This window comes from Candidatus Paceibacterota bacterium (assembly GCA_035452965.1).
Classification (GTDB): domain Bacteria; phylum Verrucomicrobiota; class Verrucomicrobiia; order Limisphaerales; family UBA8199; genus UBA8199.
In genome coordinates this window covers 80,905-97,183 of sequence record DAOTCE010000008.1, presented here as the reverse complement: position 1 = coordinate 97,183, position 16,279 = coordinate 80,905, and the positions used below count along the sequence as shown (strand labels likewise).

Sequence of the window (16,279 nt, the reverse complement as noted above, 5' to 3'; positions counted from 1 at the left end):
GGGCCTGCCGGCCAGCAAGGCGATCCGTGGTTTCTGGCGTTCGTGACGCCGCTGCCTGGGTTCAGGGGCCAGTGAGTTTCAAACGGTAGTAGCGTTGCGGCTCAAACATGTACACCGGAACCACGTACGAGTCCTCAATCTGAAGCGGCGGCTGGGCAATTGGCACCCAGGACAAAGGCAAAAGGTTGGTGGAGGATTCGAGCGTGAAAGCCGGCGACCCGACAGGCCAGAGCGGCCAGATGAACAGCATCATGTTGCCAAAGCGCTCCGTCTCGATCCCCGGCATGCCAACCACCTCGATGGGATTGGCGGCGGCGACAGGCCTAACTCCATCGTCGGCCCGCAGGATGACGTTGGACGCGGTCTGCCCAACAGTAAGCGAGCCAGTCCAGACACCTTGCACGAAGTTGCCCGAGACAGTCGGAGTGAGGGGATACCCGGCTAACGCGGTGTACGCCAGGTCAACGAGCCACCATCTCGCGGTATCCGATACGGTCGGAAACGCGTCTCCCGATGACCGGTAGCTTTGCATGATTATACCGTTGGGGAAGTTCGAGCCCAGGTCTGTGCGGCAGTAGTAAGTTCCGCCGCCTGAGTAAGCGGCCACGCGATACGTGGTGCCGGCCGTGAGTTGGACCGGCGTGGCCAGGGCTGTTTGCAGCCAAGTTCCACCCGTGCTGGTAACGTCTCGACTGGCCACGAGCGTGCCGGCATCCGTCCAGATCGAGACCTTGGTGCCGAAGTAATGGCGCACATGTGTCACGGTCAGGTTGGTGCTGGGGGCAAAGGAGTATCCCGCGGTATAGGGATTGCCGCCGACGGAATAGACAAGGGAAGGCGCCGCCAGAATAGTGTTGGTCGTCAGCAAGTCGCCAGCGGTGAGGGCCAACACGCCAGTGAACTTGGTGGCGATGCCGTCGGCATCATTCCGCGCCCGGATGGTGACGTTGAACGGCACGCTGGCGCATTGCGGCGAGGCGATAGGATCCCACGTGAAATGAGTCGGGATGCCTGGATCAACACAGCAGGTGTAACTGCCCCCGACCGAGATCGTGTCCACGTACCAACCCATCCCGGACACGCTCCCGTCGGCGGTAAACCGCCAGCGCAATTGGACGTTCTGGTTCTGGGCAGCCGCCGGCAGGTTGACAATGGTAGTGATAAAAGCGGGATAGCCGGTCGAAGTGCCCCGCCACCCATTGCCGGCGGGATAACCGTTGGTTACAAAACTGCCGCCGGCGGTCAGGATGTCGGTGAACGCGCCACCGGCGATCGAGATCTGCAGCCAGCCTGCGTCGCAGCAGGACTCGGTGCTGTAGGCGTGACGGAAACTTAATTGTGCGCCGGTCGCCGGCGCGAGGAACGAAGGCGAGGTGAGCTGATTGTCGCAGGTAGAGCTCGGATCCGGCGCAAATGCGGCGTTCGGGGCAGTGTCCTTTCCAAGCGCAGTGGTCGTCCACGGCGAACCGGCGCCACTCAGCGCGACGGTCCATTCGGATGGCAGTTCGGGCGCCGTGGCGGTGTCAAAGCTCTCGCTAAGGACAACATCCGGCACGCCCAGGCGGAAGGGGAAAGCAACAGTGAAGTTGCTGGTGCCAGCCTGGACTTGAAGCGTGACCGCCAGCATCCCGCCACATGTGCCCGTCGCCGTAAAGGAGAACACATTGGACACCGCCGGTCCGCCTGGCAGCAGAGTGCCGTAGCTTTGCGCACCGCTGGGAGAATTCACGCCCCCGGTCGGCAGAAGGGTGACGACGGCGTTGCTGGCAGGCACATTGCCCATGTTCGCAAGGCCCAGTTCCAGTGTGACCGTTTCGTTAGGATCAATAGCGCCATTGCCGGAGCCGCAACTTTCTGCCAATAGCGCCACATCAGCGTTGGTGAGGGCAATAAAGGCCGGTTGGATCTTCAGCGCAACGGCCCGTTGCTGGAGCATGCCGGTGGTCAGATTGGAAAACGTGATGCTGTTCTCCCAAAGGCCCACGGTCAACGCGTTGGCTGATGCCGAGAGATTCACTAACACGCTGACCGACTCGCTGGCGGCAAGCGTGCCGCCGGCCGGTATCACGGTCACCCAACTCTGGGTCGGGGAGGCTGTCCAGTTGATGGCGACGGGGCTTGTATTGCTCAGGACATAGCTGGTCGAAGCGGGGGTAAAGGGGCCGCCAGGCGGCCCCTGTGCGTCGAAGTCGCTCGCGGGCGTCACCGACAGGTAATCCGGTATCCCCTGGCCGGAGAGCAGCACTTTCACCTGCGGGGTTTCGGCATCGTTGCTCTCGATCGTCACGACCCCCGTGTTCGTCACCACAACTTGAGGCGCGTAGATTACGTCGAAGGTCAGGCTGCTGCCCGGAGCAACCGTGACCGGGAAATCCGGCAGCCCGGCCAGTTGAAACCCTGGGGGAACAAGCTGACTGCTGATCAGGTTCGCCCACAATTCCACGCCATCCGGCTTGCCGTCACTGTCGAGATCGGCCCCATTCTGTGCGTCCAGGAAGCCCTTCAGGATCGTTTGGCCGCTCGGCGCCACCACAATCGCCACGGCGCTGGCAGTCGCAGTGGTCGTGTACCCGGCCGGCGCGCTGTTGCCAGCCACCAAGCTTAGTCGCTGGCCGTAAGTGCCGTAGCCGACAGCGGCGAGGGCAGTGAACATCGGCACTTGTTCAGGATTAGTGAATAGCGCATGTGTTGGCTCCCACCAATAAACCGGATCGGGCGGCGTCGTGTCGTCGGAAACATACACCGCCCCCAATGCCGACCACAATTGATGACTGGAAAACGTGCCCATCCTCCATGTGTGGGCAATGAGCCTGCCGTCGGCATTGACGTAAGCAAGCAACGCATCCAACGTGGATTGTGGACAAATGTCATTGTCGTTGGCGAACACCACCAGGTCCCAGGGGCCGCCTGTCGCGAGGGCAGTCTCGAAGCTGGTGAAAGCCCCATTGTAATAGGCGGTATAGGACAGGCCTAAAAGGCTCAGCGCTTGATCCTCGTATGTGTTTGGCGCGGTATGAAAGTAATCGTCCGCGTAAACCAGAATTCTGGCATCGGTTGTCAGCGGATTCTCCCACCGGAAGGCGCAGGATGACGGCCCGGTGCCCTTGGCCGCATTCTGCCCAAAGGGTTTTTGCAGGTCTGCGGGATTCACGTCCAAGGCCGTGCCGACCCGCTCGACTGCACCGCTTGCCGCCGCCCCGGACAGTCCAGAGAATGAGTTCCCCAGGTTGATCCCTGAAATCACCAGCCCATACGTATCATCCGAGTTCGTGATGGTGATATGCTCGGTGCGGTTCAAGCCCACAATGACCGGCCCGAAGGGCATGTTCGTGTCGTCATTCGGGAGAATCGAATCCAGCACTCCAATTTCACCGGGGATGGCCGCTACCAGCAGGGACACATTGCGGGTTTGCTGGAAGCCCGTCTCCAGATTGCTGAACGTGACCGTGGCGCTGTAATTGTCGGGGCTGAGGCTTTGGGCGTTGGCGTTGATCGCCACAGTGACGTTGGTCGTCGTTCCAGGGGCCAGGCTCCCGTCAAGCGGATCCACAGTGGCCCACGGTTGGCTGGCCGAAGCCGACCAGTCGAGTGAATTCGTATCTGCGTTGCTCAGGGTGTAGGAAGTGTTCGAAGGCGTGAAGGGGCCGCCTTCATACCCTTGTGAGACGAGGCCTGTGCCGGGACCGACCTGCAAGAAATCCGGCGGCGTGCAGGGGGCAATGCCGCTCAAGTCGCTCTCTAGAAAACCGGCAGGAACGCTCTGTCCGGCGGACAAACCTACCATGTTGTAAAGGCAGTTGACGGTCAGGTAGGTCAGCCGAATTCGACCGTCATAGAAAAGCTCGATTTGGAAGCTGTTCGGCAGAGTCGTGCCGATACCAGAGATGCCCTGGAAGGTGACCACAGCCCGGTCACTGAGTTCCTGACGGTAAATGGTGCCGCCTCCAGGAGGATATAGATCGTGGAACATGGCTGAAACGCGCGGGCGATCAAAGTGGCTGTCGGCCGATTCGCTATACTCGGAGTCGCCGGAGTTCAGCGTCAGGTAGCCGTTGCTGCCGATGTAGAAGGTGCTTCTGCGCGTGCTGTAGATGGCCACGGTATTGGTTCCCGTCAGCGTGACCGCGGCATAGGAATCGTCGCTCAGTGACACTGTGATGCCGCCGGTTGGATCGGTTGGGAAATTGTTGGTTGCCTCCCGGCACACCGAGTAGAAGCTGGCGCTCCCGTCGGGGGTAAACGTGAAGGACTGAAATGCCAGGTCGTTCGGGCTGTCATCGAAGAGCTCGGTAAAGTAGTCCGGCTGCCCGATGCGCAGCAGGAACTGCCGGCTTTGCGCCACTTGGCTGCTCAAGTTTGTGAACCAGACCGTAGCCGGGTAAAGGCCGGTCGCCAGACTGTTGGCGGACGCGTTCACGCTGGCGGTCACCGTAACCGCCTCGCCGCCCGGCGTCAGCGTGCCGCTGGCAGGAGCCAGGTCCAGCCAGGTCGCGGGGCTGACACTTGCCCAGTCAAACGAGCTGCTTCCGGCGTTGGTCAGGGTGAAGCTGATCGAGTTGGGGCTGAACGGCCCGCCGACCGGACCACTGCTGATCAAGCTGGCGTTGGGGGTAATGGACAAATCGTCAGGCAGGTCAAAAGACTCATGCACGCCGGCAGTCGTGGAACTGGCCGGCGAAGTCGCCCCGAAGCCCATGCCCCGCTTGGCAAAGGCAGCCCACAACTCGTTCCGGTTGGCCCCGCCGTTGTTCACCAGGTCGGCCTGAAGAATGGCGTCGCGCGCCTGCAGGAAGGTCGGGTTGGGTGGCGAAAGGCTCATGCCATCCGTAACCAGTTGCAGCATCAGTTGGTTGCCGCCAGCCCAGCCGTAGCGGTTGATCAGGTTGGCCCGCGCATCCCATAGGGCGACGCACCAGACTTCGCCCATGTTGTGAACCTCGCTGGCGGTGCCCGCGCTGCACGTGCCAAACATGGTCGTGTGATAGGGGGCGCCTGAGGAACAATAGTCGGCCTGCGAAGGGTCAATGTCGTTGAAGGTCAGCGGGTTCTTGCTCATGTCCGTCGTGAACGGATAGCGGCGAATGCCGAAGTAATAACTATACAGGTTGCCCGAGCCGCCAAGCTGGTGGCTGGCGTAGGCGCCGGCGGCATAGTTGCCGTTCACGTCGTCGTCCGCCTCGCTAAAGAGTGCCAGCGGATAGAAATCGGACCATCCCTCCCCCATGCCCCTGGACTGCAAAGCGCTCATGCCCACGCCTCCGCCGACCCGCCGGTTGCTCAGCCCGTGGGTGTACTCGTGCAGAACCACCTCCGCGTCCAGGTCCCCGTCGCGACGGGGGTTGGGGGCGGAGAATATGTACATCTGCATCCGTCCGGGCGAGCCGTCCGGCGGGGTTGAGAAGTTAGCGTTGTTCAACCCGCTTCCATCCTGGGCGTCGGCCTGCACCGCATCATTGCCCAGGCCCCCGCGCCCGAAATTGTCGCTCTGGAAGTTGCCGGCCGCCTCGGTGAATCCCAGCTCATACAGCTTGTCGTGCATCCAATTATTCAGATAGAAAAGCTGCACCACTGCGGCGGGCGAATAATTGGTCGGATCCTGGCTGGTCAGCGTCATCGGGAAGTCGAATACCCGCGAGGGCGAGCCTTGCGGGCGCGGCAGATCAGGCGAATCGTCGGCGTTCCGGTCGGTGTGGGCATCCACGTTGTTGCCGAGGGTTTGATTGTCGCCGTCGCTAATCCAGCCGAGCGGCGAGGCGTTGGTATCTGCGGCCGAGAGTGTCAACAATTCCCGCGACACCAGCGGCGGCTGGGCGGTAGCGGGCGTGGCATGGCCGGGCGAAAACGGGGATGGGCTGTCGCTGGTAAAAACCCGGTAGCTGGCGTCAGTGTGATATTCGGTCAGGCAATGTCGCACCAGCGCCGCGCCCGATTGCGCATCCACGAGCACCCGGTACATTTCGCCGCGCGCGCGGCTGGTGAGGACCACATCCCAGCAAAGGCGCAGCGTGCGCTGGTTTATCGGCAGCCAGATTAACTTCGCATCGCCCTCGCCACTCAATCCCGGCGCCTTGAACTTCTGCCGTTGACTCGAATTGGCCGCCGCCGCCAAGGCAGTCACATTTTCCGCTTGCAGTTCAACCCGGACATTCTGCGCTGCCAAGGCCACCGCCTGGAGTGCGGAGAGGGGCGGGGCGGCAAGCAGCGCCGCCCGGTTGGGAGTGCCTCGTTCGGCAGCCGCCTCGGCTTTGGGCACGAACTGGCTGCTTAGGTTGACTAATTCGCCGTCTTTCGTCGTGTGGGAAATCAGGACTGCCTCGAACACGGCGATGCCGTCTACCTGTTGCTCCCAGACTACGGTGCGCAACCCGTTGCGGGCGGTGACGTGTTCGCGGCTGACGCGGGCCTGGTCCAGGGCCTCCGGTCCGAAGCCGAAAAGCGAAGCGTGGCTCTGCAAGAACGCCTTGGTCACCCGATTCGGGTCGGCGGGAGCAAAGCCTGCCAGGCTGCCGGCTGAAATCCCCTTGCCCAGCCCGCCGGGCCCGCTTAAGAAGCCGTTCCGCACAGACACGCTCTTGGGCGCGGCGGTTACCGGTTCAAAATCTACAGTCACATTCGGCACTTGGGCCCGCAGTTCGGTCAGCGCGGCCGCCTGGGCAGGCGCCAGCTGCGGCGATTGCTTCTGCCGCTTGTCCAGGTTGGGCAAAGGTGGATTCCCTGGTTGAACAAAGGCAAATCCTGTGCTGCCGACCAGCAACGAAGCCGACAGTGCCAGCGCGCGGATGGAAAGTGGTCTCATCCAAACTCCTTTATGGTTGATGTCTCTACTCTCGCCGGCCTTTCAATTTCCGGCGTTGCTACTGCTATCCCCTGTTGCCATTGCCTGCAGGTCGTTCAATAAATCAGTTGCCCCTGCGTTACGATTGCTGCCTGCCGGACGCATTTCCAAGGGACAGCTCCGTCAATCGCCTCGTGCCTTGCCAGCACCGGGGAAACCGTCTGTCGCTTGGAGACACCCTACCCCTCGCGGCGCGGTTCCGCAAGCCCTCACCTCCGCACGCGTGCGCTGCCGCCTTTCACCAGCGCTTCCACTTCTTTGAGCGAAGCCATGGACGTGTCGCCGGGGGTAGTCATGGCGAGCGCACCGTGCGCGGCGCCATAATCCACGGCCTGCTGGGAATCGTTAAACTTGAGCAAGCCATAAATCAGCCCGCTGGCGAAGCTGTCGCCGCCGCCCACACGGTCCAGGATTTCCAGGTCCTGGCGATTCGGCGCCTCGTGAAACTCCCCGCCCGCCCAGCAGATCGCCCCCCAGTCGTTGCGCGTCGCCGTTTTGACCGCCCGCAGCGTGGTGGCCACCACTCTGAGGTTCGGGTAGGCCTTCACCACGTCCCCAATCATCTGCTTGAACGCTGCCGTCTCAATCCGTGAGAGGTGCTCGTCCGCGCCTTCCACCTCGAAGCCGAGGCAGGCCGTGAAGTCTTCTTCGTTGCCAATCATCACGTCCACGTGCCTGGCAATCTCCCGGTTGACCTCCTGGGCGCGCCGCGCGCCGCCGATGCTTTTCCAGAGCGACGGACGGTAGTTCAAGTCGTAGGAGACGATGACGCCATGCTTCCTGGCGGCTTGCACGGCTTCGATCACCAACTGCTGCGTCGTTTCGCTCAGCCCCGCGAAGATCCCCCCGGTGTGCAACCAGCGCGCGCCGCACTGGCCAAAGATGTGGTTCCAGTCGAATTCGCCTGGCTTCAATTGGCTGGCCGCGCTGTGGCCGCGATCCGAGGTGCCTGCTGCGCCTCGCACACCGAAACCGCGCTCGGTGAAGTTCAGACCGTTGCGCACAGTGCGCCCCACGCCGTCGAAAGGCGCCCACTTGATGAACTCGGTCCCTACGCCGCCCTGGAGGATGAAATCCTCCAGCAACCGGCCCACATCATTGTCCGCAAAGGCCGTGCAGACGGCGGTCTTGAGCCCGAAACATCGCCGCAAGCCGCGCGCGACATTGTATTCGCCGCCGCCCTCCCAGACCTTGAACGCGCGCGCCGTGCGCACGCGCCCCTCGCCGGGGTCGAACCGCAGCATGATTTCGCCCAGCGCGACGAGGTCGTATTTGCACGAACCGTCCGGTTTGATATCCAGTATGGCCATAAGCTCTGTTTCCTTAGTTTGTACCCGGCACGATCTTGCCCAGGACTGCCGCCCGACGCGCCCCGGTCGCCCTCGGCACATTGCCCGGCTTGCCCCGCAAAGTCTCGTGCGCCAGAAGGGCAAAGGCCAGCGCTTCTTTGGCGGCGTTGGCGATGCCGAAATCCTCGTGCGTCAATAACTCGCCCACGCCAAGCCGCGCCGCCAGCATGCGGCGCAGCACCGGGTTCTCCGCTCCGCCGCCGCCCAAAATGACTTGCAGGCGGGCCAGGTCGCCCGCCTTGAGCCTCGGGAACACGAAGCGCTGGTAGGCGTCGGCAATGCTGGCTGCGGTGAAAGCGGTCGCCGTGGCAATCAAATCCTCGGGGCGCACCCGCAGCCGCCGCGCGAACGAGAGCACCTGGCGCATGAACGGCTCGCCGAACTCCTCGCGGCCGGTCGTCTTGGGCGGGGGCCGCCGCAGGAACGGATGCGCCAGCATCTCCGCCAGGAGCCTTCCCGCCACGCGCCCTCGTGCTGCCCGCTGCCCGTTGCGGTCAAACGTTTCCCGGCCGCGAGTCAGCGTCGTTGCCAGCGCATCCATCACCATGTTGCCCGGACCGGTATCGAACGCGACCACGTCGTCCAGCTCGGCGCGCGGCGGCAGAAAGGTCAGGTTGCCGATGCCGCCGATGTTCTGCACGATGCGCGGCCTCCTGGCGTCGGTGAACAGCGCCCAATCGGCATAAGGCACCAGCGGCGCGCCTTGCCCCCCGGCCGCCATGTCGCGCACGCGAAAATCGCAAATCGTGGAGATCCCCGTCCGCTCCGCGATGACCGCCGCTTCGCCGATTTGCAAAGTCGAAGGCGTTTGCGCGTTCGGCAGATGATGAATCGTCTGCCCGTGCGAGCCGATGGCCGCAATGTCCCCCGGCTTCAGCCCTGCCCGGTGGATGACCGCCAGGGCCGCCCGCGCAAATTGCTCGCCCAGCAGGAAATTCAGCTCGCAGATTTCGGCTACTGTCCCATGCAGACACACATGCAGGATGTGCCGCCGCAACATCGGCGGAAAAGACTGATGCGTGTGCGCCAGCACCCGCGCGCGCAACCGGCGTCCGTCCCCCTGTATCTCCGCCGCCACCGCGTCAATGCCATCCGCCGAGGTGCCGGACATCAGCCCGACCACAAGCCGGGCGCCGCGAGGTGATTTGCGGATCAAGTGCACCCCGAGAACCTAGACAACCCGGCGTCGCCTAACAAGCGCGCGCCTTGCGCCGGAGAGGAATGCGCATGTCCCTGCGAAAGCTTCCCTCAATTCCAAGTTGAGCTGCAAAAGCAAGGCGCGGCGGGCGGTGTGGGCCCCTGCGGACACAGTTGCAGCCGGCGAACATTTGCTTTTCGCGTGGTGATGTGTTGTATTGAAGGGCTGACACGCCCAATGGCCAAGCGCCCGTGTCAACGAGCAGTCAGGCGAACCGCATTTTTGATATGGCATTGACGATTGAAGAAACTCCGATTGACCGGAAAACCCGTGAGCTCTGCCAGGCCATCCTGGAGGAGCCGAAGCTGAAGACCCTCCGACAGCACATTGACAGGTTCATGGCGGATGAAACGACCCGGGCCCAGTACGACAATCTCGTATCCAAAGGCCAGGCACTGCAGCAAAAGCAACAGAAGTCCATGCCGCTGACGGATGAGGAAATCTCGGACTTCGAGCAGCATCGCGAAGCGGTGCTGAACAACCCGGTGGCCCGCGAGTTCCTCGATGCCCAACAGGAACTGCACCAGGTGAAACATGCCATCCACCAATACGTCAGCAAGACCCTCGAACTGGGCCGCCTGCCCTCTGAAGACGAGTTGGGCGAAGGCGGCTGCAACCACGGAAGCTGCGGCTGCAGTTGCTGACGCCAGCCCCTCAGCAGTGACGAGGGCCTCGCGAGGGAAAGCAAGCAGGGCAGGAGCCTGCCGCACTCCCGATGCGCGCGTTGTCCTGCCAGCCCACACCCACATTCCGGAAACCACTCAGCGCGGAAGCGGCAGGCATCCTGCCTGCCGTGGAGCCGGGCATAATGCCCGGCGGACGCAAATTCCACAGACCTCGCAACCCATCAGCGCCATTTGCACTTGGATGTGGCATATAACCCCCTCATCCGGTCAACCATGACCGAATTGGCACCCCCGACTTCCAAACCGAGCACTGTCCATTTTTAGGACAGTTATACTGCCTGCCAACCTCCTCCAGTCCCTGCTGACCCCGGCACCTTTGGCTTTAGAATACGGTGACGGCATGGTGGTGCTACGGTGTGGTTCCCATGGGGGTCGGCCCCCATGGGAACCACACCGTAGCCTAACCGCATTGACAAGCCATCCTCCGGCCTGTTGCAGGCCAACGCCAGGGTACGCCCCCCTCAGCGTTGTCAACCATCCGGTGGGGAGATGGATGGCAGGATCAGGGATCCAGGCTGTCGGCCAGGGAGGCGTGGTAGCCAGCCTCGGGGCCGCGACCCAACCGCGGAAACGCCTTGAGCCAGAATGTGAAGGCGACGGTGAAATCCTGCGGGTGGTTGGGATCGTCGCGCAGGATGAAACTGAGGGCCGCGGTCCAGCTTCGAAGATCGCGGAAGATGGAATAGCTCTGTTCCTGCAACGTTCCGGTCCGGGCTTCAAACCAGTGTGCGGTGCGCAGCCCCCAGTTCTCGTTGAAACGGATCAGCAGCGAGCTGGTGAAGAGGTTGTTGCCGGTGCCAAAGGCGGTGGGCTCGGTGCTGAAATCGTCGCGAAGATAGAGCTGGCCCAGCGTCCAGCTCCACGACTTGTGGGGGTGCAGGTTAAGGGTGGTGTGGGAAAACCGCCAGTAGCCGCCCTGGATGCTGTAGCGAGTTTCCGAGTTGAGACTCAGCCAGGAGCGCGGTTTGAAGCTGAGGTCGGAGTAAAAATCGGCGAAAGTGGTTTGCTGGGAGTTGGGTTTCAGTCGCCAGTCGGTATAGAGGTCGGAGGTCAGGAGGTTGACAACCTTCCCGTGGCGCTTGGTCTGGAGCTTGTTGTGCAGCCCGAAGCGCATCACGTTCTGGCTGTCAATGGAGTCAATGGAGTTGTAGTCGGGGAAATCAATCGGCAGGAGGCGCAGGCTCGGCAGTTCATAGTCAAACTGCGGCAGGTCTTGAACGCCCCGGTAGTTGGGCCGGGGCACATAGACGTAGTTGACAGAAGGCTGGACGATGTGGCGGAGGCCATTGAGTTCAAAGAGGTCGCTATGGGCCTCCGGCCAGAGCCGCGAGGCCTTGAAGGACAGCTCGGCGCCGGTGTTAAAGACACCGCGGGTCCGTTCGCCGGTGGTGGCGCCGGTGCCCGAGGCCGAACTATAGTAAGTGAGGCGGCCCCCGACCCGCGGGGTGACGTTGAGCCAGCCGAACAAGGTTTGCGGCAGCAGCAGTTGATGGTAGGTGTCCGCTCGGGCCGCATAGAAATCAGGCGTCGAGAAGCTCGAATTGGTTTCCGCGAACAGGCGGCGGTAATAGCCGGCGGAACTCTCGCTTTCGTAATACACGGGCAGGGCCCCCAACTGCTGGCGGTAGCCGGTCAACCGGACGTCCGGCAAACGTTCCACGGTTTCGAGGAAGTCGTTGACCCGGGGCTGGACATAGGTGTCGAGGCTGAAATTCTGCCAGAACTTGTTGATTTCCACGTATGTGCTGGGCTGCGGGTTCTGGCGGTATTCTCCCTCGAAGAACTCGCGGACAATATTGGTGTCGCCCTGGTAACGGACAACGCCCTTGACGGTAAAATTGGTTGCGGGATTGGCTTGATAGGTGAAGTAAACGCGCTGCCGGTTGTCCGGAATCCCGCCATACGTGTCATCCGCGTCGGGATCCTGGTCGTGCAGGTAGTAATACCGCAATGACCCATCGCCCCAGCGGCCAAAGTGATAATTGAGGTCCGGCCCGACCCCGAAACCGCGCCGCTCGCGATAATCGGCGTGGATGGTGCCATCCAGCACGTCATTGTAAAAGTAGTCGTAGCTGCTGAGCAGGTATGGCCCAAAACTGCTGCGATACCCGGGCACAAAGCGGAAGTTGTTGGAACGCGGCGCCAGCTTGCGCGAGTAATAAGGGAAGTAGAACGAGGGAACCCCCGCCACATAAAGCGTCGCGTGGCGGGCCACGACTCGGTCGCCGGGGATAATCTTGAGGTGCTTGGCGCGAACCTTGACCGTGGGTTCGGCCACATCGTCGGTGGTCACGACGCCGTTGGTGGCGATATAGACGCGGTTGGTCAGGTCGCCGTGCAGGCCCTCGCCCGAGGCGAATACCGGCGGTTTGCCGGTGCGAAATTGCTCCGCCTCGAGTTGGCGGGTCTTGAAGTTATAGCGGATATGCTCGCCGGCCCAGACTTGGTTCTCGCTTTGGATGCGGACCTGGCCATCGGCCGCCACCAGGCCCGACTGCTGGTTGACACTGACCTGGTCGGCGGTCAGGAAGGCAGTGCCGAATCGCACCAGCACGCCGTTGGTGCCGAGGCCCAGACCAGTCTGAAAATCAAACTCGGCCCAGCCCTGATCGGTCAGCGCTTCCATTTCCCAAGCGGGCTGCTGCTGCGCGGGAAGCGCCCCCGGGAGCGCCAGGACGCACAGGGAGAGGGCGAGCATGAACCGCGATCTTATCATTGGGCGCCGTGAGCTAAGCAAAACCCGGCGTGCCTGCCAAGCGGCATTTCCAACCCCTGGCGCCCGGCTCCAATGCGTGGAGCACAGCCTTCTGGCACGTGAACTGCGGGCAGGTCCTCCGGATAAGGTGTATGGCCGACAAAGTACAAATGCTCAAATTGTTGCTGGAGATGCGCGGCTTTGCCCAAATCTCCAACCGGCGGCCGCCGCCGCGAATTCCCGGCGCGGTCCTGACACAGATTCGCGCGCGCGAGGGGCACGACCACTCGCGCCGGCGCAAACTGAGCATCTCGTTCAACAAGCAAGCCCAGCCGGCCATTCCGCTCCAGGTGAAGATCAACCACGTGAAGCCCAACCAGGGGACCGGAGCCACGCTGCAAGCACCGTAAGGGCGGCAATTCGCAACGCGCTTGGGCCTCGGTGAGGCGGTGCCGGCGGAGCCTGTTAGACCAGTACCTCAGGACAATCTTCCCCCGCCTGTGCCCGATATTGAGACAGTTCGGGCATCGGCCCTGGCGCCGAAGGTTGCCTGGGTGTCCCCCCAAAGCTGAAAGCCGGCCGGTCCAGGCCTGCGGCTCTTGGGCTGCCAATTGCCGGGCAAAGCTCCGTTCATTTGCGCCGGACCAGCAAGCGATGTCATTCAACCTCCGCAATTTGACTTTTGAAGTTCCGCGAGCGGACGTAGAATGCCGCTATGCGTTTGTATCCTGTGGGAGAGTTTCCGGCCTACCGGTCCCGGCGATTGCGCCAATCACCCCTGTTGCGACAGTTGGTGAGGGAAACGCGACTGCACGCCGGGCAATTAGTCCTGCCGTTGTTCGTCCGCAGTGGACGCAAGCTGCGACGGCCCATTGCCGCAATGCCGGGGGTGTTTCAGTTGTCGCCGGATGAGTTGGTGCGCGAAGCCGCCAGGGCGCACGAATGTGGCGTCCCGGCGGTGTTGCTGTTCGGCATTCCTAACCGGAAAGACGAAAAGGCTTCCGGCGCCTATGCGGCCGACGGCGTGGTGCAGCAGGCCGTGCGGCTGCTCAAGAAGGAACTGCCCGACTTGCTGGTCATCACCGACGTTTGCCTGTGCGAATACATGGAGCACGGTCATTGCGGCGTCGTCCAGAGCAACAAGTCCGGGCCCCGCATCCTAAACGACCCCACGTTGAAGCTGCTCGCCCGCACTGCCGCCAGCCACGTGCAGGCCGGCGCGGATATGGTGGCGCCCAGCGACATGATGGACGGGCGCGTGCGCGCCATTCGAACGGAACTCGACCGGCTCGGATTCCAGGAAACGCCCATCATGTCCTACGCGGCCAAGTTCGCCTCCGCCTTCTACGGCCCGTTTCGCGAAGCCGCCGAATCCGCGCCGAAATTCGGCGACCGCCGCAGCTACCAGATGGACCCCGCCAACGCAGCCGAAGCGTTGCGCGAAGTGGCGCTGGATATTCAGGAAGGCGCGGACATTGTGATGGTCAAGCCGGCGCTGGCGTACCTCGACGTGCTCTACCGCGTGAAAGCCGAGTTCGGCTACCCGACCGCCGCCTATGCGGTGAGCGCCGAATATTCGATGGCAAAAGCAGCCGGCGCCAAGGGATGGATCAACGAACGCGCCGTTACGCTGGAGAGTCTGCTGGCCATGCGCCGCGCGGGCGCGGATATCTTGATTACCTACGCAGCCGCGGACGTTGCCCGCTGGTTGAAGGAGGCCTGATCTACTTGCCAGCGATCGTCAGGGCGTAAAGGAGCACCACAACGATTATAACGCCGACGAGGCCCACCACACCCCAGAAGATCTTGTTGCCCTTGTCGTCTTTCTTCGAGAACCCGGCGCCCTTGGTGCCAAATCCGCCGCTGTGGGTGCCTTGCTCCAGCTCATTGAGGCTGACACCGCGCTGCATGACGAGTGTATGATCGAGCGGCTTCTTTGAGGGCGCCGCGGGGGCGTCCGTCTCAAAGCGCATTTCGATCTGGCCCAGGCGGAGAATCTGGCCGGGCTTGAGCACGCTTTCGGTCACGCGCTCGCCGTTGATGAAGGTGCCGTTGGTGGAGTTGAGGTCCCGGACCACCACCTCGCTGCCGCGCAACACCACTTCGCAGTGGTGACTGGACACGGAAGGCTCGGCAATCTGGAACGTGTTATCCTCGACCCGGCCGATAGTGGTCTTGTCCAGCTTCAACTCCTGGCTGCGTCCCGTCATTCCCGGGCTGAGGACAACAAGTTTGGCCATAATTCAGTTCAGTGCCGTGATTATCATTACTGACCAGTCACAGTCAAACGCAAACGTGAGATGCAAGAATAGCCGGGCCACTGTGCTCAGCTTGTCAGCATCGCCATGCCTGAGTCAACGCTTCTCGATCATCGCGCGGAACCGGGCAAACAGGCCCGTGGAGTCGTGCGGCCCCGGCGACGCCTCCGGGTGATACTGCACACAGAAGATGGATTTAGTTCTGTGGCGCATGCCCTCGACGGTCTGATCGTTAAGGTTGATGCGATCCACAACCACATCCGCCGGCAGCGTCCTTGGATCCACCGCAAACCCGTGGTTCTGCGCGGTAATCTCGACCCTGCCGGATTCCAAGTCCTTGACGGGTTGGTTGCCGCCCCGGTGGCCGAACTTCAGTTTAAAGGTCTTCCCGCCGAACGCCTGCCCCAGAATCTGGTGGCCAAGGCATATCCCGAAGATCGGCAGGCCGGTCTTGATTAGGTCGCTGACAGCTTGAACAGCGTATCCGAGCGCCGCCGGGTCCCCCGGCCCGTTGGAAAGGAAAATGCCTGCCGGCTTGAACTGCAACGCCTCGGCGGCCGTGGCTGTCGCCGGCACCACTTGGGTCTTGAAACCATGCTGCCGCAGCCGGCGCAGGATGTTGTACTTCATGCCGTAATCATACGCCACAATCGGCATGTCCGCCTTTGGGAGGGGCTCGTGTGCTGTAGCTGCGTCAGCCCCACGGGCCAGCTTGAAGTTCGCGCTCTGCTCTTCATTCTGATCCCAGAGAAATGGCTCCTTGTGGGTCACCTCCTTGACGTAGTCAACGCCCAATAAACCTGGCCAATCCTTGGCTCGTTGCACCGCCTCCGCGGCGCTGGTTCCTTCCGTCGAAATGAACCCTTTGAGCGCCCCGCGCACACGAAGTTTCCGGGTCAGCGCCCGGGTGTCAAAGCCTTCGATGCCTGGAATACCGTTCTGCTCAAGGTACTCCGCCAGCGAAATCTCCGCGCGCCAGTTGCTGACGACGGGCGAGAGTTCACGAATGGCAAATCCCGCGACATGCGAGCACCAGGATTCCACATCGCGCCGATTGACGCCGTAATTGCCGATGAGGGGGTAGGTCATCGTGACAATTTGGCCTTTGTAAGAGGGATCGGTTAGAATTTCCTGGTAGCCGGTCATGGAGGTGTTGAAACAAACCTCTCCACAGGCCGAGGCGCGGGCGCCAAAACCAGTGCCGTGAAACACCGAGCCGTCTTCCAGAGCCAAAATAGCGTTCATTCCAAAGCCATCA

The 16,279-nt window shown here is 62.2% G+C and carries 9 protein-coding genes; 3 read left to right on the top strand and 6 right to left on the bottom strand.

Annotated features, from left to right (window positions below; translation table 11 throughout):
- Nucleotides 1–61: 61 nt before the first annotated feature.
- The 3 genes from P5205_09110 to P5205_09100 form a co-directional block, all read right to left on the bottom strand.
- On the bottom strand, nucleotides 62–6,796 hold the full coding sequence (locus tag P5205_09110; protein ID HSA10514.1) for a M36 family metallopeptidase: 6,735 nt from the start codon (nucleotides 6,794–6,796) through the stop codon (nucleotides 62–64).
- Nucleotides 6,797–7,044: 248 nt separating this feature from the next.
- Nucleotides 7,045–8,145 carry a sugar kinase gene (locus P5205_09105; protein HSA10513.1) on the bottom strand — a complete coding sequence of 367 codons (1,101 nt, stop codon included), beginning with the start codon at nucleotides 8,143–8,145 and terminating at the stop codon, nucleotides 7,045–7,047.
- Between the two features lie 13 nt (nucleotides 8,146–8,158).
- Nucleotides 8,159–9,337 (bottom strand): anhydro-N-acetylmuramic acid kinase, encoded by a 1,179-nt coding sequence (locus tag P5205_09100; GenBank protein ID HSA10512.1) that lies wholly within the window; start codon nucleotides 9,335–9,337, stop codon nucleotides 8,159–8,161.
- A gap of 272 nt (nucleotides 9,338–9,609) precedes the next feature.
- Between P5205_09100 and P5205_09095 the strand changes: the two genes are divergently transcribed.
- The gene (locus P5205_09095; protein HSA10511.1) at nucleotides 9,610–10,026 is read left to right on the top strand and encodes a YlbF family regulator; all 417 of its coding nucleotides are present in this window, start codon (nucleotides 9,610–9,612) and stop codon (nucleotides 10,024–10,026) included.
- Nucleotides 10,027–10,570: 544 nt separating this feature from the next.
- Here P5205_09095 and P5205_09090 read toward each other — a convergent pair.
- On the bottom strand, nucleotides 10,571–12,766 hold the full coding sequence (locus tag P5205_09090) for a hypothetical protein (protein HSA10510.1): 2,196 nt from the start codon (nucleotides 12,764–12,766) through the stop codon (nucleotides 10,571–10,573).
- 149 nt (nucleotides 12,767–12,915) lie between these two features.
- On the opposite strand from P5205_09090, the gene P5205_09085 reads away from it, so the two are divergent.
- Together P5205_09085 and hemB are read left to right on the top strand one after the other, a co-directional pair.
- Nucleotides 12,916–13,173 (top strand): hypothetical protein, encoded by a 258-nt coding sequence (locus P5205_09085; GenBank protein HSA10509.1) that lies wholly within the window; start codon nucleotides 12,916–12,918, stop codon nucleotides 13,171–13,173.
- Nucleotides 13,174–13,478: 305 nt separating this feature from the next.
- Nucleotides 13,479–14,486: a porphobilinogen synthase gene (gene hemB / locus P5205_09080; protein ID HSA10508.1), complete on the top strand. Its 1,008-nt coding sequence runs from the start codon at nucleotides 13,479–13,481 to the stop codon at nucleotides 14,484–14,486.
- A 1-nt stretch (nucleotide 14,487) separates the two neighbouring features.
- On the opposite strand, the gene P5205_09075 is transcribed toward hemB, so the two are convergent.
- Nucleotides 14,488–15,003, bottom strand: a complete 516-nt coding sequence (locus P5205_09075; GenBank protein HSA10507.1) for an FHA domain-containing protein — start codon at nucleotides 15,001–15,003, stop codon at nucleotides 14,488–14,490.
- Between the two features lie 114 nt (nucleotides 15,004–15,117).
- Complete coding sequence (gene carA, locus P5205_09070; GenBank protein ID HSA10506.1) at nucleotides 15,118–16,266, bottom strand: glutamine-hydrolyzing carbamoyl-phosphate synthase small subunit; 1,149 nt, start codon at nucleotides 16,264–16,266, stop codon at nucleotides 15,118–15,120.
- Nucleotides 16,267–16,279 lie beyond the last annotated feature (13 nt).

Excerpts from the sequence above, each read along its gene's own strand:
- hemB (HSA10508.1), top strand. The coding sequence starts at position 13,479 with ATGCGTTTGTATCCTGTGGGAGAGTTTCCGGCCTACCGGTCCCGGCGA.
- P5205_09105 (HSA10513.1), bottom strand. The coding sequence starts at position 8,145 with ATGGCCATACTGGATATCAAACCGGACGGTTCGTGCAAATACGACCTC.
- P5205_09090 (HSA10510.1), bottom strand. The coding sequence starts at position 12,766 with ATGCTCGCCCTCTCCCTGTGCGTCCTGGCGCTCCCGGGGGCGCTTCCC.
- P5205_09110 (HSA10514.1), bottom strand. The coding sequence starts at position 6,796 with ATGAGACCACTTTCCATCCGCGCGCTGGCACTGTCGGCTTCGTTGCTG.
- carA (HSA10506.1), bottom strand. The coding sequence starts at position 16,266 with ATGAACGCTATTTTGGCTCTGGAAGACGGCTCGGTGTTTCACGGCACT.
- P5205_09095 (HSA10511.1), top strand. The coding sequence starts at position 9,610 with ATGGCATTGACGATTGAAGAAACTCCGATTGACCGGAAAACCCGTGAG.
- P5205_09075 (HSA10507.1), bottom strand. The coding sequence starts at position 15,003 with ATGGCCAAACTTGTTGTCCTCAGCCCGGGAATGACGGGACGCAGCCAG.
- P5205_09085 (HSA10509.1), top strand. The coding sequence starts at position 12,916 with ATGGCCGACAAAGTACAAATGCTCAAATTGTTGCTGGAGATGCGCGGC.